The organism is Streptomyces sp. NPDC058240 (assembly GCF_042882135.1).
In the GTDB taxonomy this organism is placed as follows: Bacteria; Actinomycetota; Actinomycetes; order Streptomycetales; family Streptomycetaceae; genus Streptomyces.
On the sequence record NZ_JBHVWT010000011.1, the window covers coordinates 112463 to 138260 of the forward strand.

The following is a 25798-nucleotide window of genomic DNA, read 5'->3' on the forward strand; positions in this document are numbered from 1 at the left end:
GCCATCCATGACACATGTGCCCGGCAAGGCGCGAGGACGCCGCTTCGCGGTGCTCGCCGCCGTGCTCGCCGTACTGGCCACGGCGTGCACCGGCGGCGACCTGGCCAAGGATCTGCAGGGCGGTTACAAGACCCTGCCGAAGGAGTCCGGGAAGCCCAAGGACGGCGGCACGGCCACGGTCGCGCTGACTCCCGGGCTCAGCCCCAACTACATCTATCCGTATCCGCCGGCGTCCGCCAACGGCACCGTCATCGCCCGGGGGCTCCTGTGGCGCTCCCTCTACCGCCCCAGTGGCGAGGGCGACCAGATCGCGGACGCCGCCCTGAGCCTGGCCGAGGCGCCCCGCTACAGCACCGACCGCAAGACCGTGAGCATCAAGATGAAGCACTACTCATGGTCCAACGGCAGGCCGGTCACCGCCGACGACGTCGTCTTCTCCCTGGCCCTGCTGAAGGCCGCGCTCAAGGAGAGCCCGGCCAACTGGAGCTTCTACACCCCAGGACAGTTTCCCGACGGCATCACCGCGAAGGCCACCGCGTCGGACGAGCTCACCCTCAGGTCCACGACCGCGTACAACCCGTCCTACCTGATGTCGATGCTGACCCTGCTGTACGTGATGCCCTCCAAGGAGTGGAACATCGCCCGCACCTCGGGGCCGCACCTGGACTACACGCAGCCGAAGAACGCCAAGGCCATCTACACCTACCTCACCAAGCAGTCGGAGTCCCAGGCCACATTCGCCGACAACCCGCTCTGGCAGGTGGTCAACGGCCCGTACCGTCTCAAGAGCTTCGACCCCACGACCGGCTCGTTCTCCCTGGTCCCCAACACGTCCTACAGCGGCCCGGGCGGCTCACGGCTCGACCGGGTCGACTTCAAGTCGTTCACCTCCGCCCCGGCGGTCCTCAACCAGTTCAAGGCCGGCAACCTGACCGTCGGAACGCTGGACTCCAGCTTCATCATGCAGATCGGCGCGCTGAAGAAGAAGGGCTACCACGTCTACGGCGCCCCGGCGCCCGCCCGGTTCGACCCACTGGTCCTGAACTTCGAGAACACCACCCACCACTTCGACAAGGTGATCGCGCAGCCGTACTTCCGCCAGGCCCTGCAACACCTGATCGACCAGCAGGGCTACATCAGAAGCCGGGGCGTGTACAACGGTGCCGCCTCCCCCAACTACTCCACCGCGGGCGGCGAATCCCCGTATCCGCCCGCGTTCGGTGACAAGGCGCCCTACCCGTACGACCCGGCCGCCGCCAAGAGCCTGCTCGCCGACCACGGCTGGAAGGTCGAGCCGGGCGGCGCCACCACCTGCCGACGCCCGGGCACCGGGGCCGACGAGTGCGGGGCGGGCATCCCGCGCGGGCAGACGGTCGACTTCTCCCTCGCCTCCGCGAACACCCCGGCGTACGTCGGCGCCCGGGGCACCGCCTTCGCATCGGAGGCCAAGAAGCTGGGCATCAAGGTCACGCTCGTGAGCAAGTCGCTCAACTACCTGTACACCAACTACGGCAACTCCTTCGCGCCCGCCAACAAGAACAAGTGGGCGGCGCAGGACTACGGACCGCTGTACCTGGCGGCCGGATACCCGAGCAGCAACACCGTGTTCAACACGGGAGGCAGCTTCAATCTCGGCGGGTACCGCGACGCCGAGGCGGACAAGCTGATCGACGCGTCGACGTTCGGAGCGGATTCCAAGGCCCTGTCGGCCGAGGTGACCCGCCTCGGCCAGGACCTGCCGGTGCTCTACTTCCCGACTCCGCACACCCTTGTCGTGTGGAAGAACAGCCTCTCCGGGCCGCCGTCGTCGTTCAGCTCACTGCTCAGCTTCCTGTATACGCCGGAACTCTGGTACTTCCACAACTGAATGCCGCGCGCGGGAAGGTGGTGAGCCGTCATGGATACGTTCCACGACACGTCTGCGGACATGGCTGCGCTGCGTCAACTGATCGGCGGAGCACGGGTGGTGGCGCTCGGCGAGGGCGCGCACAACATCACGGAGTTCTACGGGCTCAGGGACCTGCTCTTCCGGTTCCTGGTCCGGGAGTGCGGGTTCACCGGGCTGGTCCTGGAGTCCGGATTCGCCGAGGGGCTGGCCGTCGACGAGTGGATCGACGGCGGGCCGGGACGGGTCGGGACCGTCGCCCGGGACGGCATCACCTACCGCTTCGGCGAGTGCGAGCCGATGTGGAGGCAACTGCGCTGGATGCGTCGGCGCAACTCCGGCGGGTCGGCGAAGGTCGCCTTCTACGGAATGGACCTGCCCGGCTCGTCCACCTCCCCCGGCCCGGCGGTCCGTGCCTGCCTCGACCGGCTGCCCGCACGTCCGGGCGACGAGGAGTTGCTGCGGTTGAGCGATCTGGGCGACCGGTCGCAGGCGGCGGTCCGGTACGCGGCGATGTCCTCCTCGGACCGTGCCCGGCTGCTCGACGGCCTTCGCGGACTGGACGAGCGCGCACTCCGTTACCGCCGGCACAGCGGCCCGGACGACGAGGCCGCCGAGATCGCCCTGTGGTGCGCGGCCTCGCTCGAAGCCTTCGTCGCCGAGGCCGACGAGGACGGGACCTCCTCGGAGGGTCCCTATCCGCGGGAGGCCTTCATGGCGCGCAGCGTGGAGTGGATCCTGCGCCGGGAGCGGCGCATCGTGGTGAGCGCCCACAACGCACACGTCCGCCGTACACCGCTGCACCGTCGGCCGACCCTGGGCGGTCTGCTCTCCTCCGAGCTGGGAGCGGACCTCGTCGTCATCGGGACGACGTACGGCTCCGGGCCCGAAGTCACCTTCACCCAGCGGTCGTCGCGTCCGTTCGACTGCGACGTCACGCTCGGGGCGCGGACCCTGACGCCGGAGTCCGTCGAATCACGGCTCGACCGTCTCGGCCCGGAGGTGACCCTCCTCGATCCGCGCCGCGCGCCCGCCGGGTTCTTCGACGGCGTCGAGGGGACGCTCGCCGGTGGGGAGCTCGACCCCGTCGACGACTTCCCGGCTGCCTACGACGCACTGCTCCACTTCCGGCAGGTGAACCGGATCCCCGGGGCGTTCGAGCGGCTGCGTGCCGAGTTCGTCGCGGCCGCACGAGCGGGCTTCGAGGCGCCCCCGGATGCAGATGCAGATGCAGATCAGTCCATGCGTCCCGGAGACCTCGACGGTCTCCGGGACACCGAGGAGTCGGAGTCACAGTGAACAGCAGCCCTCCGCCGTATCCGCCCGCGCGGACCGTCGACGCCTTCGAGGACGTTGCGGGCGTCCGGGTGCCGGACCCGTACCGGTGGCTGGAGCCGGAGACCGACGAGGTGCGGCGGTGGCAGCGCCGACAGGCCGAACTCGCCACGGCGATCGCCTACGACGGGCAGGACCCCGCGGCCGTACGAAAGCTGATTGAGACCTACGATGCCGGGTCCCGCCCGGCACTGCCGAGGTTCGCGGCGGGCCGCTGGTTCCGCGCCGTGAACGCACCCGGTGCGGCGGCGCCCGGCGTGGTCGTCGCCGACCGGCCGTTCGGCGCGGGCCGGCCGGTGGTCGACCTGACCGCGTTCGGCGACGGGCAGAACCCCGCGTTCCTGTCGTGGCTCGCGCCGTCGCCGAACGGTCGCGTCCTGGCCCTTGGCGTCTGCACCGACGGCAGCGAGCACAACACGGTCCGGCTCATCGAGGTGGACTCGGGGCGCGTACTGGACGGCGCGCCGCGGCAGGTCCTGCACAGCGCGTGGGCCGGTGGCGTGTCGTGGCTGCCCGACAGCAGCGGCTTCCTCTTCCTCGCCCTGACCGGTGCGCCGCACGAGTTCCGGCAGGCCGTGTACCGTCACCGGCTCGCCACGCGGGACAGCGCGGGCAGCACCGTGGTGGAACCGATCCCGGTCGGCGAGGGCTCCCAGGAGTACACACTCGTGCAGTTCTCGGCCGACGGCCGCTGGGCCGTCGCAAGTCACCGGGTGGGCAGTCCTGTTCCGGTCGCCGTACGCGATCTGTCCCGGCCCACCACCCCCTGGCGCCCCTTCGTCACCGACTGCGCCGGGACCGTCGCCGGACACATCGTCGGCGACCGCTACATCGCGGTGACCGATGTGGCGGCACCACGCGGGCGCGTGGTTGCGCTCCCGCTGGACGCCGCCGACCCCAACGACCCTGCTTCGTGGACGGAGTTGGTGCCGGAGGGCGAGACGGTGCTGCGGTCCCTGTCTCCGGTCGGTGACCATCTGTACCTCAGTGAGTTCGACCGGACCTGCGCCCGGGTACGGATCCTCGACCGCTCCGGCGCCGTCACCGGGGAGGTTCCGCTGCCCGGGCAGGGGGCGCTCTCCGCACCGTTCTTCGCCCTGACCGGCCTGGCCGTGGGCTCTCCCCCGGACGACTTCGTCTTCGCCTTCTCCACCCCGACCAGCTCCTGGGGCGTCTATCGGCACCGTCCGGGAGAGGCGGACACCGAGACGCTGTCGGCCCCGGCGGTCACCCTCGACGCCGACGTGACGTTCGAGCGGGCCGTCGCACTCGACGGCGTGGAGATCCCTTACCACGTGGTACGACCGGCGGGCAGCGACCCGACGCAGCCCGCGCCCACGCTGATCTCCGCGTACGGAGCGGCGAACGTGCCTCTGCTGCCGCAGTACCAGCCCGAGATGGCCGCCTTCGTCGCGGCCGGCGGCGTGCTCGTCCAGGCGCATCTGCGCGGGGGCGGCGAGTTCGGCCGCGACTGGTACCTGGCCGCGCACCGGGAACGCAAGCACGTGCGCGACCGCGACCTCATCGCCGTCGCCGAGCACCTCATCGCCACAGGGCGCACCACACCCGAGCGGCTCGCGCTGACCGGTGGCTCCGACGGTGGTCTCATGTGCGGGGTCGCCCTCACGACGCGCCCCGAGCTGTGGTGTGCCGTGCTGCCGATGGCGCCGCTCCTCGACCTCATCGGGGGAACCCGCGATCCCTATCTGGACTTCGTCATCCGCAAGGCGTGGGCGGATCCGGACGATCCTGCGGAAGTGCGGCGGCTGCTGCGGCTCTCGCCCTACCAGTTGGTCGGGCCCGGCGTCTTCCCGGCGATCTATCTTCAGGCCGGGGCGACCGATCCGCGGTGTCCTCCCTGGCATGCGCGCAAGTTCGCCGCCCGCCTGCAGGCGGCACAGGAAGGGGACGCGCCGATCCTCCTGCACGTCTTCGACAACGCCGGGCACGGCGCGGCGACGTCGTACGAGGTCGCGACCGCACAGGACGCCGAGTGGCTGGCCTTTCTGATCAGGACACTCGGTCTGGGCCGTCAGGAAGCTTCCGGATGAGCGGGCGGGACGGCCTGTCCGCTCATCCGCCGTCCGGGGCGGACCTGAGCGACATCAGGTGCAGCTGCAGCATGGCCGAGAGACGTGCGGGCGGATCATTGAGGTCGATCCGGCCGACCTCCGCCGCGCGCCGAAGCCGGTAGCGGAAGGTGTTGGGGTGCACGAACATCGAGGCGGCGGCCGTGGCGACATCGCCGAAGGCGTCGAGCCAACTCCGCAGCGTCTCGGCCAGGTTGGTCTCGTGGATCTCGTCGTAGGCGATGACGCGCGCGACGACGCCGCTGGGCAGGTCCCCGCGCGGGACGAGGTCGGCGAGCTCCAGCAGCAGTGCCTCGACGTGGACGTCGTCCAGGCGGGCGACCGGCTGCCCGGCGGTTCCCGACCGCAGGACGCGCGACGCCCGTTCGGCTCCGGTACGCGACCGGGCCAGCGCCGCGCTGTCCTCGGCGTACGGCCCTACGCCGATCACGGGGCGCAGCCGGGAGCCCACGCGGGCCAGGAACTCGGTGGCGATGCGGGCCGCCCGTTCCTCGGCATCGTGCCGGTTCTGCGGAAGAAGGGGCAGGATGCCGTACGCGATGTCGCCGATCAGCGCCGCGGTGGCGCGCGGGTGCACCGCGGCCAGATGCATGGCGAACGCGTCAGCGAGGCGTTTGCGTTCGGTGGCGGTACGGGCGGGCAGCCGGTGTTCATTCGCCGCGTCGACGACGGTGAGTGCGAGAACGACGGCGGGCTCGTCCTTCAGGCCGAGGCGGCGGATCGCCTCGGGTGATCCGGGGCCGCTCTCCAGTGCGGTGGCCAGCAGCTCCGCGCGCTGCCGCCTTTCCATGTCCGCGTCCGCGCGCTGCCACACCATGTGCATCGCGACCAGCTTGGACGCCTCGTAGAGCGCTTCGCTGCGGTCCTCGCTCAGCGGCTCGGCGACGACCACCCAGATCGCGCCGAGGATCTCGTCCCCGGCGCGCACGGCGATCGCCGCGCGCGGCATTTCGGGCGGCTGTGTCGTGTCGCCCGACTCGGGGAGAGACGCGACGAAGACGGGGCGGTCGCTGCGGTAGATCGCCTGGAACACCCCGCGTTCCTCAAGGATGCGCGTGTAGTGCTCGGGGACCTGCCGGCCCAGGATCGTCTGGACCCGCGAGGGGTCGATGTCCTCCTGCCGGCTGGAGAAGGCCAGCAGGCGCGAGTTGCGGTCCTCGATGGTGACGGGCGCGTCCAGCAGCGCGGCAATCGCGTTGGCGACCGCGAAGAGGTCGCCGGACTCGATCCGGTCGGCCGTGTGACCACCCATGTCATGCCGGTTGCTGTCGGTCGTCAGCGTCCGGAGCATCCCCGCCAGGTGCGTCCAGGAGGCGCCGCGGGCGAAGGAGAGCACGGCCACGCCCGACGCCTCGGCCGCATCGATCAGCGCCTCGTCGGCGGTGAGGGGCGCGCGTACCACCAGGGCGGCGGCGCCGCGCTGCCCCAGGCGGGTGACGACTCGGGCGATGTCGGAGAGGTCGTGCAGGGCTACGCCCAGTACCAGTGCGTTGTCCGGGAGTTCCGGCTCGTCGAGTGGGTCGTGGATGACGACGCCGCCGATGCCGTCGGCGCGTTCTACGTCACCGCAGACCACGTCGAGCAGGGTGGAACCGAGTTCCTCCAGGACACGCGCGAGGCTCGCTCGCGGAAGGCTGGTCACGGGAATGAGCACGGGGCCGAAACTAGCCCGGCCCACCGGCATCGGAGTTGGTCGCGCATGACGTAATGATGCCAGCCCGTTCGTCCACACGGACGAACGGGCCGGCGCGGTGAGGGCCTCAGGGGACGGGCACCCAGGTCGTCGAGTCCGTCACCTCGTCCAGAATCTCCGGGACGGGGGTGACGCCGAGGCCCGGCCCGGTCGGCACGGCGAGATGTCCGTCCACGAGGTGGAACGGTGCGGTGATGTCGGTCCGGTAGTAGCGGTCGGAGGCCGAGGTGTCGCCGGGCAGCACGAACCCGGGCAGTGCGGCAAGCGCCACGTTGGCGGCGCGGCCCAGTCCCGTCTCGAGCATGCCGCCGCACCAGACGGGGACGCCGTGCGCCGCGCAGACGTCGTGGATCCGCCGCGCCTCCAGATAGCCGCCGACGCGGCCCGGCTTGATGTTGACCACGTGGCAGGCGCCGAGCGCGAGCGCGTCGGCGGCGGCGCGGGCGGAGACGATCGACTCGTCGAGGCAGATCGGGGTGGTGATGCGCTTCGCGAGTTCCGCGTGGCCGAGGAGGTCGTCCTCCGCGAGAGGCTGCTCCAGCATCAGGAGGGCGAACGGGTCGAGCCGGGCCAGATGGCGGGCGTCGCCGCGGCGATAGGCGGCGTTGGCGTCCACCTGCAGCGGGATGTCGCCGAACCGTTCGCGGACGGCGCGCACCGGCTCGATGTCCCAGCCGGGTTCGATCTTCAGCTTGATCCGCAGATAGCCGGCGTCCAGATATCCGGCGACGGCGTCGAGGAGCGCGGGGATCGACTCCGTGATCCCCACCGACACCCCGCACGGCACTCTGTCGCGGACCGCGCCGAGGGCGTGTGCGAGGGGCACTCCCCGGGCCCGGAGGTCCGCGTCCAGCACCGCCGTCTCCAGGGCGGCCTTGGCCATGCGGTGCCCCTTGAACACGGCCAGAGCCGGGGCGACCTGGTGGGCGTCGAGGTCGGCCACCCCGGCGAGCGCCGGAACCAGGAAGCGGCTGAGGACGTCCGCGGCGGCGTGCGTGTACTGCGACGAGTACTGAGGAGCGGTGCCCGCGCCGCACTCTCCCCAGCCCTCGGCCTCGTCGGTGACGACGCGCACCAGGAGGGCCTCCCGCACGGTCTCGGTGCCGAACGAGGTGCGGAACGGGGATACGAGGGGTGCCTTGATGGTGCGCAGTTCGACTCCGGTGACCTTCACGCTGTCTCCTGTGGCGCTTCGTTGTGGTGTGTTCCGTGCCGGCGCGTGCCGCCGGCGACCTGCGTCGGGCTTCCGCGGTCCACGACGTACCAGCCCGCCGGGTCGAAGCCGCGCACCCGCGCGCCGTCGGCGAGCAGTCCGCCCAGCACGTCCCGTACCGCCGTGCGCCAGCTCACGGCGCACGCCGGGTCGCTCTCGCGCAGTGCCTCGATGTCTTCGGGTACGGCCACCAGTACGGTCCGTGCGTTGCCGCCGAGGTGCCCCACCGACGGCGCGCCCGTGGCGGAGACTCCGAGGGCGACGGTCGCTCCGCGCGACCGGGCGACTTCCGCGTCGGCCGGTCTGGGCCGCCCGGCGCAGACCGACTCGGCGTCCGGAGACTCCAGACGCCACCGCACCAGAATCCGGTCGCTGTCGTCACTGCGGTTGACCCCGTCGTCGATGGGGCCGTAGAAGTCCGGCAGGTACTCGGCAGGCTCGGCAGCCAGCTTGGCGATGTTGAAGTACGCATTGCGGCGCACCAAGGGGTCGTACGTCCAGCAGATCTCGCCCACACCCCGCGCCAGCGTCCAGGCCCGCTGGTGCAGTTTCAGGGCGAATCCGACGTTGCGCCGCCGCACGTGGGGCAGCACCCCTGCGATGTGGCTGTGCAGGGCCGCGCGCGCCGGCGGGGAGAAGAACCCGAAGCAGGAGCCGACCAGTTCGTCCCCCACGAAGGCACCGCTGACGTAACTGCCCGCCTTCGCCAGCGCACGCAGCAGGTCGGCGGTCACCACCGGACTGTTCTCGCCGGTGCGCCAGATCTGCTCGTACAGGCGCCGAACGGCCGCAAGCTCACTGACACTGTCCAGGGAACGGATGTCGATGCCCGCGACGCGCGCGGCGGTCTCAGCCGCGGCGTATGCCGCGTCGACGGGCGGGGATTCGGTGCGGTCGCGCAGGAGATCGGTCACGCAGGTCATGGTTTCAACCCCGATCTTCGCGCAGCTGGTTCGAGGGCACAGGATGCGGGCTCCCGCTTCGTCCGGGCGGACAGCCGTCCTGGGGTGCCAGGAGGTCGGCCACCAACGCGGTGAGCAGTCGGGTCCGCCGCGGCAGCTCCGCGACGATCAGATGTTCGTCGTCGGCATGCGCGCCGCCGCCTACCGCTCCCAGGCCGTCGAGAGTGGGGGTGCCGACTCCCGCGGCGAGATTTCCGTCGGAGGCGCCGCCGACGGCCACCTGCGTGAGCGGGCCGAGCCCGAGGTCCGTCGCGAGCCGGCACGCCCGCGCAAAAAGATCCTTCGATGTGGTGGCCTGCAAGGGCGGCCGGTTCGGACCGCCTGTGACCTCCACGGCTGCGCCGGCCAGCCGGGCCCGCAGGTCGCGCATCGCTCTGTCCACACGGTGCTGCTCTGCCGCGTCCCGTATGCGGACGTCGACGTCGAAGCGTGCCGAGGCGGGGACGGTGTTGCTCGTGGTGCCCGCCTCCAGGCGGGTCGGCGTGACAGTCGTACCGTGTGCCGCATCGCCCAGTGCGGCCACGGCCAGGATCTGGTGGGCGGCCTCGATCGTCGCGTTCACGCCACGCTCCGGCTCAAGGCCGGAGTGGGCGGCACGTCCTCGAACCAGCACCTCGTAGCGCGACACCCCTTTCCGTTCCGTCTTCAGGGCCCCACCCGGTCCGGCGGCCTCCAGTACGAGGGCGGCAGCGCAGGAGCGGGCCTCGCCCTCGATGAGCTCCCGGGACGAGGGCGAACCCGGCTCCTCGTCACCGGTGATGAGGAGGGTGACACCGTCCAGCGGATGCGCGGCCCCGGGTCCGGGCACACTCGTCCGTGCCCCCGTGCCGATCAGGTCCGCCAAGGCGTGGAACGCCATCACCAGGCCGGCCTTCATGTCAAAGCAACCGGGTCCGCGCAGCACTCCGTCGCGAACCCCGAACGGATGGCTCTTCAACGACCCGACCGGCCACACCGTGTCGTGATGCCCGATGAGCAGCACGCGCGGGGTCCGGCCGAAGCGCCACCGCACATGCGTGCATCCGTCGATGACTACCCGCTCCGCCTCGGCCCCGAGGTGACCGGCGCCGATCCGGGCCACCAGCTCGGCGCTGCGGGCGACTGCGGCCAGGTCGTCCGAGGGGGACTCGCAGCGCACCAGCCGCTCGATGTCTGCGACCATCGCGGCCGCACGCTCTCGTTCCCGGCTCTCCGGCCGGGCACCGTCCTCCTGCCCAGTGGTTCGATTCACCACGGCACGGTGTTCTGTCACGGCGGAAACCTCCAGTCGACGCATCTGCCCAGCATCGTGAGTTGCGCCGCGGTGGGATCTGTCCGGTCCGCCAATATCGATGTGCTCGATTGGGGTGGGGCGATGAACCGGGCCTCCAGTGCAGTGACCCGGCCGAGTCATGCGTGGCCTCAGTGTCCTGGCTCCGAGCAGGAGGGTGCCATCGGCAGCTGGCCACATGCCCCGACAGGCTACGGACCTACCGTGCACCGGCTGTAGCCACACGGAAGCACAGTCCCCCACCGGTCCCTTTCACAGCCGAGCGGGGCTTCTCGGCCAAGGCCCCGCTGAAGCGGCGTATCTCGGAACCATCAGGGCTCCAGCCCTGCCAGTGGGGCTTCAGATCGTCCGGTGGCAGCTCTCGTGGGCTCGGCATGACTGGTAGCCGCCTGGGCGGATCAAGAGCATCAACGCACTGTCGAGCCCAGTCCAGCTATCGCGTCGACGCTTCGATCTCGGACCTGTCCACACCCTCCGCGTTCACAAGACGGCGCTCCGGAGCGTCGCAGTACGCGCGCAACAACGTCACCTCGTGCCGAGCAGTTGACGGGCGCACCCGTGCCGACCCCGAGGACCCCCCGCCTGGGACCCGCGCGGCGCACTCGCACAAGACGCGACCTCGCTGCGCAGACGACCGAGTGAGCCGCTGAGGTATCCGCACGGCAAGGAAGGCGGCCGGCGGCCGGTTCCGCCGGGGTCAGCCCGACTTCGGCGGCTTCTGCGTGTCGAAGGCGAAGAGAGTGTTCTTGGCCGCGGCCACGATCACTGCACGCCCCACGACGGTCACGCGCGGGCTTGCGCCCTGCTCGCCCGTCAAACCATCGGCCTGCGGATCTGTTGTCCACAGGGGTTTGCCGTCGTACGGCGACAGCGCGACCACCCGGCCGGTGGCCGAGCTGAAGTACAGCGCGTCGGCTCCCGTCACGGGCCCCGACGCGCCCTCCACGCCCGTCTGCCGGGACCACTTCTTCCGGCCGGTCGCGGGGTCGAGCGCCGTGACGAGACCGGTCTGCGTGCTCACGTAGAGGGTGCCGTCCGCCATGCCGGGCGTCCCCGCATATGTCTTGGCCAGCCGGGAGTACGTGACCTTCCGCGAGGCCGGGTCGACCCGCGCCACCCCGTCGTAGCCGGCCAGCGCCGGTCCCTCCATGTGCCCCTGAAGGAGTACGAGCCTGCCGTTGGCGACGCCCATCGGCACGGCGGGGCCGTTGACCGCGATGGGCCTGCCCAGTGTCCCCGAGGCGCGGTCGACCGTGTACAGGGTGGGGTGGCGCACCTCTGAGGCATCCACCTCCGCATCCGTCGCGCACATCGCGAAGAGCTGCGGGCCCACCGGGACGGGAGCGCACTGTGCGCCTGCGGGGAACGGCGTCTTCCAGGTAACCGTACCGCTGTGCGCGTCCCGGGCCTCGAAGCCGGAGTTGGAAGCGTCGACCGTCACCACGGCGGAGCCGACCACGATGGCGTCCTGAGTCCGGCCCGTGACGGCCCTCGACTGGGCGCCGGACGGCACGGACCACAGCTCCCGGCCGTTGTTCGCGTCGATGGCCACCACCTCACTGGGAGGGTCCTGCGGGGCGTCCTGGGCGGCGAAGCGGTAACCGAGCACCGTGTCGTCGGTGGCGCCCACCAGGTGCATGCCCTGGACGGGGACGCCCGGACTCTTCACCGTCCACACCCGCGAGCCGCCCGAGGCCCTGATACGGGTCGCGACAACACCGCCGCCCCCGCAGAACAGCGCGTCGCCGCGCGCGACGCAACGCAGCTCGTCGGGGATGTCCTCCTGGCCGCCCTGCACGGTCTTGCGCCACGGCCGGAAGCCGTCCGGAAGTGCGGCACCCGGCGCCGCAACGCTGTTGCCCTGGTCGCCGCCACTGTTCCCCCCGAAGCCGCCCGCCTTCAGCGCGGCGACTCCCCCGCCGATCGCTGCCACCGCGACCGCGGCCGCGAGCACGGGACGCCATCGGCGACGCAGACGGCGGCCGATGGGGGTGCCGGTGCTCCCGGTATCGGGACCGGCCGGGGCTGTGGTCGGGGCAGTCGGCGCCGGGGTGGCCGGCGTCGCGAAGTGATGCTGGGTGATCATGTCGCGGGTGCGACCCGCGCCAACCCCGTTCGCGTCGATCCCGCCGAGGTCGGCCGGCAGGTCCCGCAGCAGCACGAGGAGTTCGTCCGCCGAGGGGCGCCCCTCGGGCTCCTTGTCCAGGCACGGCTCGACGACCGCGCGCAAGGCCACCGGAACAGCATCCAGCGACGGCTCCTCGTGCACCACCTGGTACGCCGTCAAGTATGGGCTGTCCGCGTCGAAGGGTCCGTGGCCCGTCGCTGCGTAGACCAGCAGCGTCCCCAGCGAGAAGACATCGGACCGCGGCCCCACACCACGCGGCGCCTGCAACTGCTCCGGCGACATGAAGGGCGGCGTACCGATGACCCGCCCTGTCATCGTCAGCGTCTGCTGGTCCACGGCGCGCGAAATGCCGAAGTCGATGACGCGCGGGCCCTCGGGCGAGAGAACGACGTTCGAGGGCTTCAGGTCACGGTGGACGACCCCCACCCGGTGGATGTCGCGCAGCGCCTCCGCCAGCCCGATGGCGAGCCTCCTCAGCTCCGCTCCGTTCAGCGGGCCGTTCGCCGCGATGCGCTGGGCGAGCGTGTGTCCCTCGATATAGGTCGTCGCCATCCACGGCTGCTCGGCCTCAGGGGCAGCGTCGACCACGGCTGCGGTGAACGCGCCACTCACCCGCCTCGCCGCCGCCACCTCCTGCCGGAAACGGATGCGGAACTCGTCGTCCCCCGCGAACTGCTGGTGGATCAGTTTGATCGCGACAGGTCGCCCCGAGCTCGTACGGGCCAGAAAGACCGTGCCCATGCCACCCGAGCCGAGCCGCGCCTCAAGCGGATAACCGCCGATCTCGGCTGGATCACCTCCGCGCAGCGACACTCTTCCCGACCTCCCGTCCCCCGTGCACCTCTGCCACCACGGGCCTGCGTACCTGTCCTGGACACAAACTAGCCGCAGGGCAGTACAACAGAGCAAAGCGGGTGACGAACAGGGAGCCCGGGGCTGCTCCCGTGCCGCGTGCTGAACCCCGTCGGCACAAGCCGACGGGGGTTCGTGACCTCTCACACGCATGTCACCAACAGCGTCGACACTTCTGGACCACATTGACCTGGTCTGCGCTCACACACCTCAAATGAACCACCTGGACCACATAAGACGCGATCTGCAACCTGTGCCATGTGGTACCGATGCAGCCGCCCACACTGTGCAGGCACCACGGACAGCACCCCAGCAGAAGGGCCGGCGACCTCTTCGTCAGCGGATCAAGATCCGGGCCATTCCCGGACCATAGCCGCACCACATGGCTCAGAAGCCGCCGTTTTGGCTGGCCAGCAGGGCAATGCCCCGTGTACCACCAGCAGACGAAGAACCTGCTGGCCGCCTTCGCCCACCATGCTGCACCCACGCGCGCTGCTCATTTGGTGCGGCCGGACTTCCCCTCTACAGTCCCACCGAGGCGACCGACTAACCAATGAAACTCAGCCGCACCTGCCGCTCCGGGTTGTCCCGGTTCGTGTCGACCAGGCACACCGACTGCCACGTCCCCAGCTCCAGTCGGCCCCCGATCACCGGAAGCGTGGCGTGCGGTGGGACGAGGGCGGGCAGTACGTGGTCGCGGCCGTGGCCGGGGCTGCCGTGGCGGTGCTGCCAGCGGCCGTCGGCGGGCAGCAGGGTGTGGAGGGTGGCCAGGAGGTCGTCGTCGCTGCCGGAACCGGTTTCCAGGATGGCGATGCCAGCGGTCGCGTGCGGTACGAAGATATTGAGGAGACCGTCCCTGGAGGCGGCGTTCCGGGTGAGGAACTGCTCGCAGTCGGACGTCAGATCGGTGACGGTCTCCGTCGTTCCGGTGGCGATGTGCAGAACGCTGGTGGCGAAGGCATGGGGCATGCGTCCATCTTCTCGCCCGCGCGGCGAGATCGCGCGTCCACTTGCCGAGACACCATTGACCGTTTCAGTCATGGATCGCTACGTTCAGCGCCATGTTCCGTTCAGCCCTGCTCACTTCGCGCGGTCACATCGACCTGCTGCGGGTGGCCTCCGCCGCGTGTCGTCGCGGCTGCTGACGTTCCCTCAGCGCTTCCTCCGCCGGTGACCGGGCGCTCCGGCCGCCCGTTCTCGTCGCCGCACGCGGCTGCGCGTGCGCGCTCCGGCGTACCCCGCCCCGTCCACCGCGCCTCGTGATCCCCGTGCCCTAACGGCGGCAGTGGTTCGCGTACGCGTGGTCGCGGCGCGCCTCCTCTGGACGAGCCGTTCGGCGCGCTGGACGCGTTGACCCGCATCAGGGCGCAGCGGCTGGTGGCCGAGCTCTGGCAACGGCGCGGCTGTGCCGTGCTGCTGGTCACCCACGATGTGGACGAGGCGCTGCTGCTGGCCGACCGCGCGCTGGTGATGCGGGACGGTGCCATCGCGTACGAGACGCCGGTCCCCTGGACCGGCCGCGCAGCGTGAGCAGTCCCGGATTCGCCGCTCTGCGCTCCCGGCTGCTGACCGAGCTGGGTGTCGAGGGCGATGCCGTCGAGAGCGTCGAGGCCGCCTGAGGCAGGGGCTGTCGACCCACCGCCCGCGGCCCCCTCCCGCCTCTCGATACGCACGACGAAAGGGAAACCGATGAGAACCCGCGCCCTGCCCGCCCTCCTTCTGCCCCTCACCTTGCTGGTGACCGCCTGCGGCGGAGCCACGTCCGCCTCAACCACCGGCAACACCGACGGGAAGGGCGGCGTCACCCTCGACGTCGGTGACCAGAAGGGTGGTTACGAAGCCATTCTTCGGGCCTCCGGTGAACTGGACGATCTCGACTACCGGATCAAGTGGTCGACCTTCACCTCGGGCCCACCCCTGCTGGAGGCGGTCAATGCAAAGGCCGTGGGCATCGGGGGCGTCGGTAATACGCCGCCGGTGTTCGCGGCGGGTTCCGATTCCAGGATCGTCGTGGTGGGCGCCGCCCACGGCTCGTCCACCGGCGAGGCGATCGTCGTTCCCGAGGACTCGCCGTTGAAGTCCCCGAAGCAGCTCAAGGGCAGGTCGATCGCGGTGGCGCAGGGCAGCTCGGCCCACTGCCAGCTGATCGCCTCGCTGAAGAAGGCCGGGCTCGGCATCGGAGACGTGCGGCTGAAATACCTTCAGCCGGCGGACGCGCTGGCCGCGTTCAGTCGGGGCAAGGTCGACGCCTGGGCCATCTGGGATCCGTACACCTCACAGGTGCTCCGCAGCACGAGATCCCGCGTTCGCGCGACGAACTGGAGATCTCGCCGAACCTCTGGGCGGGCGTCGGTCTGGTGCGGGGTGGTGCGGGCACCGCGCTGGTCGGCAGTCATGCGGAGGTTGCCGACCGGATCGAGGAGTACCACGCGCTGGGTGTGGAGCACTTCGTGCTGTCCGGATACCCGCATCTGGAGGAGGCGTACTGGTTCGGCGAGGGCGTCACGCCCGAGCTGGCGGCACGCGGCCTGCTGTCGACCGTACCCGCGTCACCGTTGCTCGGGGTGCCTTCCGCGAACGGCCGGCCGGCGTCCGCGCCGGGCGGGGCACCGCTGCTGGTCGCCGGGGGCCGCTGAGGGAGGAACGCCGAGGCCGGCGGGCCGGTGGCCGATGCGTCGTCGAGCCGGTGGGCCGGTGGGCCGGTGGGCCGGTGGGCCGGTGGGAACGGACCAGCGGGAGCGGGGCGGCCCGGAGGAGCCGGGGTCGATCGGGGAAGATCCTCACACCCCGCGCAGTTGGTAGAAGCGTGAACAACCTAGGGGTGGCCGCAGCGCGCAGGGTCGATGTCGTCGTGATCGGCGCCGGACAGGCCGGACTGTCCGGCGCCTACCATCTGCGCCGCACCGGCCTCGAGCCCGATCGCGACTTCGTCGTACTGGACCATGCCCCGCGCCCCGGCGGCGCCTGGCAGTTCCGCTGGCCCTCGCTGACGTACGGCAAGGTTCACGGCATGCATGCGCTGCCCGGCATGGAGCTCACCGGAGCGGACGACAGCCGGCCCTCCTCCGAGGTGATCGGTGAGTACTTCGCCCGGTACGAGCGCGCCTTCGACCTGCGGGTTCACCGCCCCGTCGAGGTGAGCGCGGTACGTGAGAGCACCGACGGACGGCTGCTCGTCGAGACCTCCGAGGGTACGTACGCCACCCGTGCCCTGATCAACGCCACCGGCACCTGGGACCGGCCGTTCTGGCCGCGCTACCCGGGGCAGGAGAGCTTTCGGGGGCGCCAGCTGCACACCGCGAACTACCCGGGTCCGGCCGAGTTCGCCGGACAGCGCGTGGTGGTGGTCGGCGGCGGTGCCTCCGGTACGCAGCATCTGATGGAGATCGCCGAGGTGGCGGCCGAGACGTACTGGGTGACGCGTCGGCCGCCGGTCTTCCGCGACGGCCCCTTCGACGCGGACCGGGGGCGGGCCGCGGTGGCGATGGTGGAGGAGCGGGTGCGGCGCGGGCTGCCGCCGCAGAGTGTGGTGAGCGTGACCGGGCTGCCGCTCACGGACGCGGTGCGGCGCGCCCGCGAGACGGGGGTGCTGGACCGGCTGCCGATGTTCGACCGGATCACGCCCGGCGGGGTCGCCTGGGACGACGGCCGGACGGTCGAGGCGGATGTCATCCTCTGGGCCACCGGCTTCCGGGCCGCCATCGATCATCTCGCGCCGCTGAAGCTGCGCGAGCCGGGCGGCGGCATCCGGGTCGAGGGCACCCGGGCGGTACGGGACGCGCGCGTCCATCTCGTCGGGTACGGGCCGTCCGCCAGCACGATCGGCGCCAACCGGGCGGGGCGGGCGGCGGTGCGCGCGATCGGCCGGTTGCTGGACGGGCAGGACACGGTGGCGGAGGCCGATGAGGCGCTCGCGCCCGCCATGGTGTGACGGCGCGGGCGCTCAGAGGCTGTCGGACGCGCTGCGGCGGTTGCGGTTGAACTCCGCCACGTTCCTCTGCTGTTCGGTGTAGCTGCTGGTGAAGCGGGTGTCCCCCGGCGCGACCGTGACGAAGTACAGCCACGCTCCGGGAGTGGGGTTGATCGCCGCCGTCATCGCCTGCTCCCCCGGGTTCCCGATGGGTGTGGGCGGCAGCCCCTTGCGCTCATAGCTGTTGTACGGGCTGTCGATCTTCGTGTCGCCCTTGGTGGTGTGCAGGGTGCTGCGGTTCAGCGCGTAGTTGAGCGTGGAATCCATCTGGAGCGGCATGCCCCGGGCCAGCCGGTTGTAGACGACTCTGGCGACCTTGCCCATGTCGGCCCCGGTGTCCGCCTCGGCCTGCACGATGCTGGCGATCGTCACCGTCCGGTACACCGAGACGCCGTTGCGCCGAGCGCCCGCGGTGATGTGGTCCGCGCCGAACCGTTCGACCGCGGTGTCGACCATGTACCTGAGCAGGCCCTGCGGGGTCGTGCCGGAGGTGACGGGGTACGTCGCCGGGAAGAGGTAGCCCTCGGGATTGCCCTTCGCCTCGGCCGGAAGCGGAAGGTCCGCCGTACCGGCGGCCTTCCCGGTGGTTCCCGGCTCAACCACGAGGGCCTTGTCGACGGCCGCGTACACCTGGGATGCCCGCCACCCCTCGGGAATCACGAGCGAGCGGGCCTGCTCGACCTTCGGCCCCCTCGTCAGCAGTGGCACCAGCACGGCCGCTGCCACGACCAGGACGAGCACGATGCCGATGAACAGCGCCAGACGGCCGCGCCGGGTCGGGCGGAACGTGCGACGGGGCGGGGTGTCCGGGGACTCGTTCACCATGCGGGCACGCTATCCCGCCCTCCGGAACCACGGCCCGGACGACACGGCTCCCGCACCCCATGAAGGGAACACGCGAACACGGGATCGGATGTTCCCTCGAACGCGTGATCGTTCCGCTATTCGTTGCTCAACTCCCCTGCGGCACAGGATGATTACAGGGCGCAAGCGACGGGCTGCAGACCGCGACTGTGCTGTCCCACTTATGCACCACGTACAAGGAGAAACACCGAATGAACATCATCACCAACCTGCTCGCCGGCATCATCCACTTCGTGGGTTGGCTCGTCTGACCATTGCTCCGCCCGGCGCCGTCGCTCCCCGTCCCACGGGAGCGGCGGCGTCGCCGCGTGGTCGGCCTCGGCGGGGGCACGCCCGCCCCCGCCCATCAGCTTGTCGCGGGGGCGAGTTGGGTGTCCCGTCGGACCAGCGCGGCATAGCGGCCGTCCTGCTGGAGCAGTTCCTCGTGGCTGCCGCGCTCGGCGGTCCGGCCGCCGTCCAGGACGACGATCTGGTCGGCGTCGCGGACGGTGGAGAGCCGGTGCGCGATCGTGATGGTGGTGCGCCCCTCGGAGAGCGCGTCGATCGCTTCCTGCACGGCGAATTCCGTACGAGTGTCGAGGGCACTCGTCGCCTCGTCGAGCACCAGGACGGGCGGGTCACGCAGAATCGTGCGGGCGATGGCGAGGCGCTGCTTCTCGCCGCCCGAGAAGCGGTAGCCGCGCTCACCGACGAGGGTGTCGTAGCCGTCGGGCAGTGAGGCGATGTGGTCGTGGATCTGTGCCGCACGGGCCGCCGCCTCGATTTCGGCGTCGGTAGCGTCCGGCTTGGCGAAGCGCAGGTTGTCGGCGACCGAGGCGTGGAAGAGGTAGGTCTCCTGGGAGACCACTCCCACGGCTCTTGCCAGGGTGTCGAAATCCAGATCGCGTACGTCGACCCCGTCGAGCGTGACCCGGCCGCCGGTGACGTCGTAGAGCCTGGGCACCAGATAGCTGAGCGTGGACTTGCCGGATCCGGTCGGTCCGACGACCGCCAGGCTGCCGCCGGCCGGGACGGTCACATCGATGCCTCTGAGGGTCGGACCGCTCTTCTCGTCGTAGCTGAAATCGACGTCCTCGAAGCGGATCTCGCCGCGGATCCGCTCCAGCCGGACCGGCTTCTCGGGCTCGGTGATGTCCACGTCGAGGTCGAGGTACTCGAAGATCCGCTGGAAGAGCGCGAGGGACGTCTGCATGTCCACGCCGGTGGAGAGCAGGCTCACGGCGGGCCGGAAGAGGCCCTGCTGGAGCGAGACGAAGGCGACGAGGGTGCCGATGGAGACGGCGGGTCCGCCGGACTGCAGGGCGAGGCCCGCCGCCCAGTAGATGACGGCGGGCATGGCGGCCATGACGATGCCGATCGTGGACATCCGCCACCGCCCGGCCATGCTGGAGCGCACTTCGAGGTCGACGAGCTTCTCGGACTCATCGGCGAAGCCCTTGGTGAGGGAGTCCGAGCGGCCCATCGTCCGGCCGAGCAGGATGCCGCTGACGGAGAGCGACTCGGTGACCGTGGCCGCCATGGCGGCCATCTGCTTCTGACGCCGGGTGGTGATCCGCTTGCGCTCCCGGCCGACCCGGCGGCTGATCCAGACGAAGACCGGCAGCAGCAGGAGCGAGACCAGGGTGAGCCGCCAGTCGAGCGCCAGCATGGCGACGACCGTGGCGATGACCGCGGTGAGGTTGGAGACCAGTGACGTCGCGGTGGAGGTGACGGTCGCCTGCATGCCGCCGATGTCGTTGGCGATGCGGGACTGGACCTCGCCGGTACGGGTCCGGGTGAAGAAGGCGAGCGGCATCCGCTGCAACTGGGCGTAGACGGCGGTGCGCAGGTCGTGCATGACCCGCTGGCCGACCGTGGTGGAGATCAGGGTCTGCAGGACACCGAAGACGCTGTTCATCACGGCGGTGAGGATCATGCCGAGGGCGAGCAGCGACAGCAGTCCCGTGCGCCCCTGGGGGATGGCCGTGTCCAGGATCTCGCGCAGCAGGAAGGGCGAGGCGACCGACACCAGCGACGAGGCGCCGACGAACAGCCCGACCAGTGCGAGCCGGCCCCGATAGGGACGGAAGAGGCGCAGGATGCGGCGCACCTCGGCGGGCGGACGGCTCGCGTCCTTCGGCGGGGGTGTCCAGTTGATTTCGTCGGGTTTCATGGGCTCCTTCGTCGGGCGTGCGGCGGCTGCGACTCAAGCGGGGACTCGAGCGAGGACTCAAGCAGGGGCTTGAGCGAGCGCATTTTTGAGAGCATAGCTCATTGTTACCTATACTCACAATGAACTGGGTCCTGATATTGTTCCCTCCATGGACTCCTCCGACGCCGATGGCGTGCTCGCCGAGCAGCTGCTGCGGGTGACCCGCAGGCTCCAGCGGATCCAGGGCCGCCAGCTGGAGCCGATGGGCATCACTCCAGCGCAATTCCGGCTGCTCCGCACCGTCGCGCATTACGACGGCCCGCCCCGGATGGCCGATCTCGCGCAGCGCCTGGACGTCGTCCCGCGCGCCGTGACCACCCTGGTCGACGGCCTGGAGGCGAGCGGACGGGTGCGCCGGGCCCCCGATCCGGACAGCCGCCGGGTGGTCCGCATCGAGATCACGGAGGAGGGCCTCGCCACCCTCCGGTCGCTGCGCGACGCGCGCCGGGCCGCCGCGGAGGAGATCCTGGCTCCACTGACCGCCGATCAGCGCGAGGTGCTCGGCGGGCTGCTGTCCGCTCTGGTCAACGGAATGCCGGAGCGCCGCTGTTAGACACCGCGCGGACGCGCTCGCCTCTGCCGGGTGACGCACGTCCGCCACCGTGATACCGAACCGAACCGCCGAGGAGACCTCGACATGCCACTGCTGGAGCCGAAGCCGGAAGCACTGCGCCCTGGAGCGGTGCGTACGCCGTCCGTGGACCGGGTCCCGGACCGGCAGGCTCAGGGCACGCCCGAAGCGCTGCGCGGCGAGCTGATCGCCCTGCTCGGACCGGAGAAGGTGCTGTGGAAGGTCTCCGACCTGGTCAAGTACGCCTCCGACGCCAGTCCGTACCGCTTCGTCCCCCAGGTCGTCGTGGTCCCGGAGGACATCGACGACATCTCGGCGGTCCTGTCGTACGCGCACGGAAGGGGCCGTGAGGTCGTCTTCCGGGCGGCCGGCACCAGTCTGAACGGCCAGGCCCAGGGCGAGGACATCCTGGTCGACGTGCGCCACCACTGGGCGGGCATCGAGGTCCTGGACGACGGCGCGCGGGCCCGCATCCGGCCGGGTACGACCGTCGTGCGGGCCAACGCCGCCCTCGCCCGGCACGGCCGGCTGCTGGGCCCGGACCCGGCCAGCGCGATCGCCTGCACGATCGGCGGGGTCGTCGCCAACAACGCCTCGGGAATGACGGCGGGCACGACGCGCAATTCGTACCGCACGGTCTCCTCCCTCACCTTCGTGCTGCCGAGCGGCACCGTCGTCGACACCGCCGACCCGGCCGCGGACAAGGACCTCGCCCGCGCCGAGCCGCGGCTGTGCGCAGGGCTGCTGGCCCTGAAGGCGGAGATCGAGGCGGACGCCGAGCTCACCGCCCGGATCCGCGCCAAGTACGAGATCAAGAACACCAACGGCTACCGCCTCGACGCCTTCCTGGACGGCTCGACGCCGGTCCAGATCCTGCGCGGTCTGATGGTCGGCTCCGAGGGCACCTTCGGCTTCATCTCCGAGGTCGTCTTCGACACGCTGCCGCTGGACCGCCGGATCTCCACGGCCCTGCTGTTCTTCCCGTCCCTGACCGCGGCGGCGGCCGCCGTGCCTCGCTTCAACGAGGCCGGGGCGATCGCCGTCGAGCTGATGGACGGCAATACGCTGCGCGCGTCGGTGAGGGTCCAGGGCGTGCCCGCGGACTGGGCCGAACTGCCCAAGGAGACCACGGCGCTGCTGGTGGAGTTCCGGGCCCCGGACGAACTCGGCCAGGAGGCGTACGAGCGGGCGGCAGCGGCCGTCGTCGAGGAGCTCGACCTGGTCGCGCCCGTCCCCTCGGTGACCAATGGGTTCACCCGCGACGCCAAGGTCATCTCCGGCTACTGGAAGGCCCGCAAGGCGTTCGTCACCGCGGTCGGCGGCTCCCGGCCCTCGGGGACGACGCTGATCACGGAGGACTTCGCGGTGCCGCCCTCCCGGCTGGCCGAGGCCTGCGAGGCCCTGCTCCGGCTCCAGGCGGAGCACGGTTTCGACGCCGCCGTGGCGGGCCACGCGGCGCACGGCAACCTGCACTTCCTGCTCGCCTTCGACGCGGCGAAGCCGTCCGACGTCGACCGCTACGCCGCGTTCATGGACGACTTCTGCCGGCTGACGGTGGAACGCTTCGACGGCTCCTTGAAGGCCGAGCACGCCACCGGCCGCAATATCGCCCCCTTCCTGGAGCTGGAGTGGGGCCCGAAGGCGACCGAGCTGATGTGGCGCACCAAGCAGATCATCGACCCCGACGGCGTCCTGGCCCCCCGGATCGTCCTCGACCGCGACCCGAAGGCCCATCTGCGCGGACTGAAGACCATTCCCGAGATCGAGGCGGTCGCCGATCCCTGCATCGAGTGCGGCTTCTGCGAGCCCACCTGTCCCAGCCATGATCTGACCACGTCCCCGCGCCAGCGGATCGTGCTGCGCCGGGAGATGATGCGGCAGCCGGGCGGCTCCCCGGTGGAGACGCAGCTGCTCGACGCCTACGGCTATGACGCCGTCGACACCTGTGCGGGCGACTCGACGTGCAAGCTCGCCTGCCCGGTGGGCATCGACACCGGCGCGATGATGAAGGACTTCCGCCACCGGCGCCACTCGCCGCGCGAGGAGCGGATCGCGGCGCTCACGGCGAAGAACTTCAAGGCGGTGGAAGCGGCGGCGCGGCTCGCGGTGGCCGCGGCCGACCGGATCGGCGACCGGCTCGGCGACGGACCGCTGGAGACCATCACCGCGCTCGCCCGCAAGGCCGTGCGCCCCGATCTGGTGCCCGAGTGGCTGCCCGAGATTCCCGGCGCCGCCGCCCGGAAGCTGCCCCGCACCTCCCGCGTCGGGGCGAGCGCCGTCTACTACCCGGCGTGTGTGAACCGGATCTTCGGCGGCCCCGAGGGCCACCACGGTCCGTCGCTGCCGCAGGCCGTCGTCGCCGTCTCCGCCCGCGCCGGAAAGCCGGTATGGATCCCGGACGATGTCGCGGGGACCTGCTGCGCGACGATCTGGCACTCCAAGGGGTACGACGAGGGCAACGCCGTGATGGCCAACCGCATCGTGGAGGCCGCCTGGGGCTGGACGGCCGGCGGAAAGCTCCCACTGGTCGTCGACGCCTCGTCGTGCACCCTGGGCATCGCCCATGAGGTGGTGCCGTATCTCACCGACGACAACCGGGAGTTGCACCGGGAGCTGACCATCGTCGACTCCCTGGTCTGGGCGGCCGACGAGCTGCTTCCGGAGCTGACGGTCCTCCGGAAGACCGGTTCGGCGGTCCTGCATCCGACGTGCTCCATGCAGCATCTGGACGACGTGGAGCAGTTGCGTACGGTCGCGGAGGCCTGCGCCGAGGAGGTCGTGATCCCTGACGACGCCGGGTGCTGCGCCTTCGCGGGCGACCGGGGCATGCTGCACAAGGAGTTGACGGCCTCGGCGACGGCGAAGGAGGCCGCCGAGGTGAACGGGCGCGCGTACGACGCCTATCTCTCGGCCAACCGCATGTGCGAGATCGGCATGGACAGGGCCACGGGGCATTCGTACTACTCGGTGCTGATGGAATTGGAACGGGCCACCCGGCCGGGGGCCGTTGTGCGCTGATCACCTGGGCCGTTCGGTCCCCGTAGTCGCCCTGGACAGCCGGGCGGGCTCGACGCGTTCGAGCCCGCCCGGCGTTTTTGCGTGTGTACGAAAGTCCATGGTTTCGGAACAGGAGTCCAATCGCCCCCCTTGCGCAACAACAGACCCAACTACCAAGGTCCTTACCGAGGTTCATTACCAGCCGCGCACGTCAGACCCCCTTCACGGAGGATCGATGAACGACGCAGCACAGCAGAACGACGGTACGCAGGGCGGCGACGAGGGCTCCATGAGCCGCCGCTCGGTCCTGTGGACGACCGCCGGAGTGGCCGGTGCCGGGCTCGGGCTCGGTGCCCTCGGGAACTCCGCCGCAGCCGCCGCCCCGGGCCGGGGGCCGGAAGCCGCTGCCGCGGACCGGGCGGACGCTCCGAAGCGCCAGGGCAGGACCATGGTGGGAGTCCCCTTCGACCGGCGTTCCACCGTCCGGGTCGGCATCGTCGGCCTCGGCAATCGCGGTGGCAGCATGATCGATCTCTTCCTCGCCGTCAGTGGTGTACAGGTCGTCGCCGTCTGCGACCCGGTCAAGGCCAAGGCGCAACGGGCTGCCGCGAAGGTGACCGCCGCGGGTCAGCCGGCACCCGCCGTCTACACCAATGGTGAGGACGACTACGAGAACCTCTGCAAGCGCGGGGACATCGACTTCGTCTACGTGGCGACGCCCTGGGACTTCCACTTCCAGATGGCGAAGACCGCCATGCTGAACGGCAAGCACGTCGGCGTGGAGTGTCCGATCGCTCTCCAGCTCGACCAGCTCTGGGAACTGGTCGATCTGTCCGAGCGCACCAGACGCCACTGCATGCAGCTGGAGAACTGTTGCTACGGGCAGAACGAGATGCGGGTGCTGCGCATGGCGCATGCCGGTCTCTTCGGTGATCTGCTGCACGGCGCGGGCGCGTACAACCACGATCTGCGTGGCCTGATGTTCGACCCGGACTACTACGAGGGCCCTTGGCGCAGGCTCTGGCACACCCGGCTGCGGGGCGATCTCTACCCCAACCACGGGTTCGGCCCGGTCGCCAACTACATGGACATCAACCGCGGCGACCGTGCGGTGAGCATCACCAGTGTCGGTTCCCCGTCCCTCGGACTCGCCGAGTACCGCGAGAAGAACATGCCGGCCGGTGACCCGAGCTGGAAGGAGACCTATATCGAGTCCGACCGGACGATCAGTCTCGTCCAGACCGCCAAGGGACGGGTCATCCGGCTGGAGCACGACGTGTCCACTCCGCATCCGTACTCGCGGATCAACAGCCTCGGCGGCACCAAGGGTGTCTTCGAGGACTACCCCGCCCGTATCTACATCGAGCCCGACCACACCAACGACAACTGGGGCGACTTCGCCAAGTACCAGGAGTGGGACCACTGGCTGTGGAAGGAGCACGCCAACCCGCCCGGCGGTCACGGCGGCATGGACTACATGCTGGTGTTCCGGCTGATGCAGTGCATGCGGCTCGGCCTCGTCCCCGACTTCGACGTGTACGACGCGGCGACCTGGACATCCCCCGTGCCGCTCAGCCATCTGTCCATCAGGGCGAAGGGCGCGCCGCAGCAGATCCCGGACTTCACCCGCGGTGAGTGGAAGAAGGCCCGCTCCGGCATGGACTCGGAGAACCCCGAGAAGGCCTGACCGGCCGATGCGAACGGGCGGGCCGGGTACCCGAGCCACGGGGCCCGGCCCGCCCGTTCGCATCGCGACCGTGGCGCGAAGAGCGCTGTT

At 70.6% G+C, this 25798-nt stretch carries 16 protein-coding genes and 3 pseudogenes; 11 read left to right on the plus strand and 8 right to left on the minus strand.

Features of this window, described 5'->3' with window-relative positions; translation table 11 throughout:
* The first annotated feature begins 7 nt into the window (after window positions 1–7).
* The 3 genes from ACFVX4_RS20045 to ACFVX4_RS20055 are packed head-to-tail and all read left to right on the plus strand — an operon-like array spanning window position 8 to window position 5271.
* Window positions 8–1867 (plus strand): ABC transporter substrate-binding protein, encoded by a 1860-nt coding sequence (locus tag ACFVX4_RS20045; RefSeq protein ID WP_389978893.1) that lies wholly within the window; start codon window positions 8–10, stop codon window positions 1865–1867.
* 30 nt (window positions 1868–1897) lie between these two features.
* The gene (locus ACFVX4_RS20050; protein WP_389978896.1) at window positions 1898–3184 is read left to right on the plus strand and encodes an erythromycin esterase family protein; all 1287 of its coding nucleotides are present in this window, start codon (window positions 1898–1900) and stop codon (window positions 3182–3184) included.
* Complete coding sequence (locus tag ACFVX4_RS20055) at window positions 3181–5271, plus strand: prolyl oligopeptidase family serine peptidase (protein WP_389978899.1); 2091 nt, start codon at window positions 3181–3183, stop codon at window positions 5269–5271. The genes ACFVX4_RS20050 and ACFVX4_RS20055 overlap by 4 nt, the downstream gene beginning before the upstream one ends.
* Before the next feature lie 22 nt (window positions 5272–5293).
* On the opposite strand, the gene ACFVX4_RS20060 is transcribed toward ACFVX4_RS20055, so the two are convergent.
* From ACFVX4_RS20060 to ACFVX4_RS20085, 6 genes are all read right to left on the minus strand, one after another.
* Window positions 5294–6964 (minus strand): PucR family transcriptional regulator, encoded by a 1671-nt coding sequence (locus ACFVX4_RS20060; RefSeq protein ID WP_389978903.1) that lies wholly within the window; start codon window positions 6962–6964, stop codon window positions 5294–5296.
* Between the two features lie 106 nt (window positions 6965–7070).
* Complete coding sequence (gene menC, locus ACFVX4_RS20065) at window positions 7071–8177, minus strand: o-succinylbenzoate synthase (RefSeq protein ID WP_389978906.1); 1107 nt, start codon at window positions 8175–8177, stop codon at window positions 7071–7073.
* A complete protein-coding gene (locus tag ACFVX4_RS20070; RefSeq protein WP_389978909.1) occupies window positions 8174–9130 on the minus strand; it encodes a GNAT family N-acetyltransferase in 957 nt (318 codons plus the stop codon). Before ACFVX4_RS20070 ends, menC begins: the two co-directional genes overlap by 4 nt.
* A gap of 13 nt (window positions 9131–9143) precedes the next feature.
* On the minus strand, window positions 9144–10340 hold the full coding sequence (locus tag ACFVX4_RS20075) for a M20 family metallopeptidase (protein ID WP_389979137.1): 1197 nt from the start codon (window positions 10338–10340) through the stop codon (window positions 9144–9146).
* An 805-nt stretch (window positions 10341–11145) separates the two neighbouring features.
* Window positions 11146–13389 (minus strand): serine/threonine-protein kinase, encoded by a 2244-nt coding sequence (locus ACFVX4_RS20080; RefSeq protein WP_389978912.1) that lies wholly within the window; start codon window positions 13387–13389, stop codon window positions 11146–11148.
* Window positions 13390–13974: 585 nt separating this feature from the next.
* Entirely contained in the window at window positions 13975–14397 is a 423-nt protein-coding gene (locus ACFVX4_RS20085) for a secondary thiamine-phosphate synthase enzyme YjbQ (protein WP_389978915.1), read from the minus strand.
* A gap of 92 nt (window positions 14398–14489) precedes the next feature.
* Between ACFVX4_RS20085 and ACFVX4_RS20090 the strand changes: the two genes are divergently transcribed.
* The 5 genes and pseudogenes from ACFVX4_RS20090 (at window position 14490) to ACFVX4_RS20110 (ending at window position 17359) form a co-directional block, all read left to right on the plus strand.
* Window positions 14490–14573: a putative leader peptide gene (locus ACFVX4_RS20090; protein WP_350692898.1), complete on the plus strand. Its 84-nt coding sequence runs from the start codon at window positions 14490–14492 to the stop codon at window positions 14571–14573.
* 175 nt (window positions 14574–14748) lie between these two features.
* Window positions 14749–15047: pseudogene (locus ACFVX4_RS20095) on the plus strand (ABC transporter ATP-binding protein); the annotation flags it as partial.
* A 70-nt stretch (window positions 15048–15117) separates the two neighbouring features.
* Window positions 15118–15744, plus strand: a pseudogene (locus ACFVX4_RS20100) (ABC transporter substrate-binding protein); the annotation flags it as partial.
* A pseudogene (locus ACFVX4_RS20105) lies at window positions 15735–16064 on the plus strand (alkanesulfonate monooxygenase); the annotation flags it as partial. The pseudogenes ACFVX4_RS20100 and ACFVX4_RS20105, both read left to right, overlap by 10 nt.
* Before the next feature lie 170 nt (window positions 16065–16234).
* A complete protein-coding gene (locus tag ACFVX4_RS20110) occupies window positions 16235–17359 on the plus strand; it encodes an NAD(P)-binding domain-containing protein (protein WP_389978918.1) in 1125 nt (374 codons plus the stop codon).
* Window positions 17360–17371: 12 nt separating this feature from the next.
* On the opposite strand, the gene mltG is transcribed toward ACFVX4_RS20110, so the two are convergent.
* Window positions 17372–18223 (minus strand): endolytic transglycosylase MltG, encoded by an 852-nt coding sequence (gene mltG / locus ACFVX4_RS20115; RefSeq protein WP_389978921.1) that lies wholly within the window; start codon window positions 18221–18223, stop codon window positions 17372–17374.
* Between the two features lie 385 nt (window positions 18224–18608).
* Window positions 18609–20414 carry an ABC transporter ATP-binding protein gene (locus ACFVX4_RS20120; protein ID WP_389978924.1) on the minus strand — a complete coding sequence of 602 codons (1806 nt, stop codon included), beginning with the start codon at window positions 20412–20414 and terminating at the stop codon, window positions 18609–18611.
* Between the two features lie 148 nt (window positions 20415–20562).
* On the opposite strand from ACFVX4_RS20120, the gene ACFVX4_RS20125 reads away from it, so the two are divergent.
* The 3 genes from ACFVX4_RS20125 to ACFVX4_RS20135 all read left to right on the plus strand — a co-directional run bounded on the left by ACFVX4_RS20125 (window position 20563) and on the right by ACFVX4_RS20135 (window position 25708).
* The gene (locus ACFVX4_RS20125; protein WP_389978927.1) at window positions 20563–21006 is read left to right on the plus strand and encodes a MarR family winged helix-turn-helix transcriptional regulator; all 444 of its coding nucleotides are present in this window, start codon (window positions 20563–20565) and stop codon (window positions 21004–21006) included.
* An 84-nt stretch (window positions 21007–21090) separates the two neighbouring features.
* Window positions 21091–24042 (plus strand): FAD-binding and (Fe-S)-binding domain-containing protein, encoded by a 2952-nt coding sequence (locus ACFVX4_RS20130; protein ID WP_389978930.1) that lies wholly within the window; start codon window positions 21091–21093, stop codon window positions 24040–24042.
* A gap of 214 nt (window positions 24043–24256) precedes the next feature.
* On the plus strand, window positions 24257–25708 hold the full coding sequence (locus ACFVX4_RS20135; RefSeq protein ID WP_389978933.1) for a Gfo/Idh/MocA family protein: 1452 nt from the start codon (window positions 24257–24259) through the stop codon (window positions 25706–25708).
* Window positions 25709–25798 lie beyond the last annotated feature (90 nt).

Excerpts from the sequence above, each read along its gene's own strand:
- ACFVX4_RS20045 (WP_389978893.1), top strand. The coding sequence starts at position 8 with ATGACACATGTGCCCGGCAAGGCGCGAGGACGCCGCTTCGCGGTGCTC.
- ACFVX4_RS20050 (WP_389978896.1), top strand. The coding sequence starts at position 1,898 with ATGGATACGTTCCACGACACGTCTGCGGACATGGCTGCGCTGCGTCAA.
- ACFVX4_RS20075 (WP_389979137.1), bottom strand. The coding sequence starts at position 10,340 with ATGGTCGCAGACATCGAGCGGCTGGTGCGCTGCGAGTCCCCCTCGGAC.
- ACFVX4_RS20085 (WP_389978915.1), bottom strand. The coding sequence starts at position 14,397 with ATGCCCCATGCCTTCGCCACCAGCGTTCTGCACATCGCCACCGGAACG.
- ACFVX4_RS20090 (WP_350692898.1), top strand. The coding sequence starts at position 14,490 with ATGTTCCGTTCAGCCCTGCTCACTTCGCGCGGTCACATCGACCTGCTG.
- mltG (WP_389978921.1), bottom strand. The coding sequence starts at position 18,223 with ATGGTGAACGAGTCCCCGGACACCCCGCCCCGTCGCACGTTCCGCCCG.
- ACFVX4_RS20120 (WP_389978924.1), bottom strand. The coding sequence starts at position 20,414 with ATGAAACCCGACGAAATCAACTGGACACCCCCGCCGAAGGACGCGAGC.
- ACFVX4_RS20125 (WP_389978927.1), top strand. The coding sequence starts at position 20,563 with ATGGACTCCTCCGACGCCGATGGCGTGCTCGCCGAGCAGCTGCTGCGG.
- ACFVX4_RS20130 (WP_389978930.1), top strand. The coding sequence starts at position 21,091 with ATGCCACTGCTGGAGCCGAAGCCGGAAGCACTGCGCCCTGGAGCGGTG.
- ACFVX4_RS20135 (WP_389978933.1), top strand. The coding sequence starts at position 24,257 with ATGAACGACGCAGCACAGCAGAACGACGGTACGCAGGGCGGCGACGAG.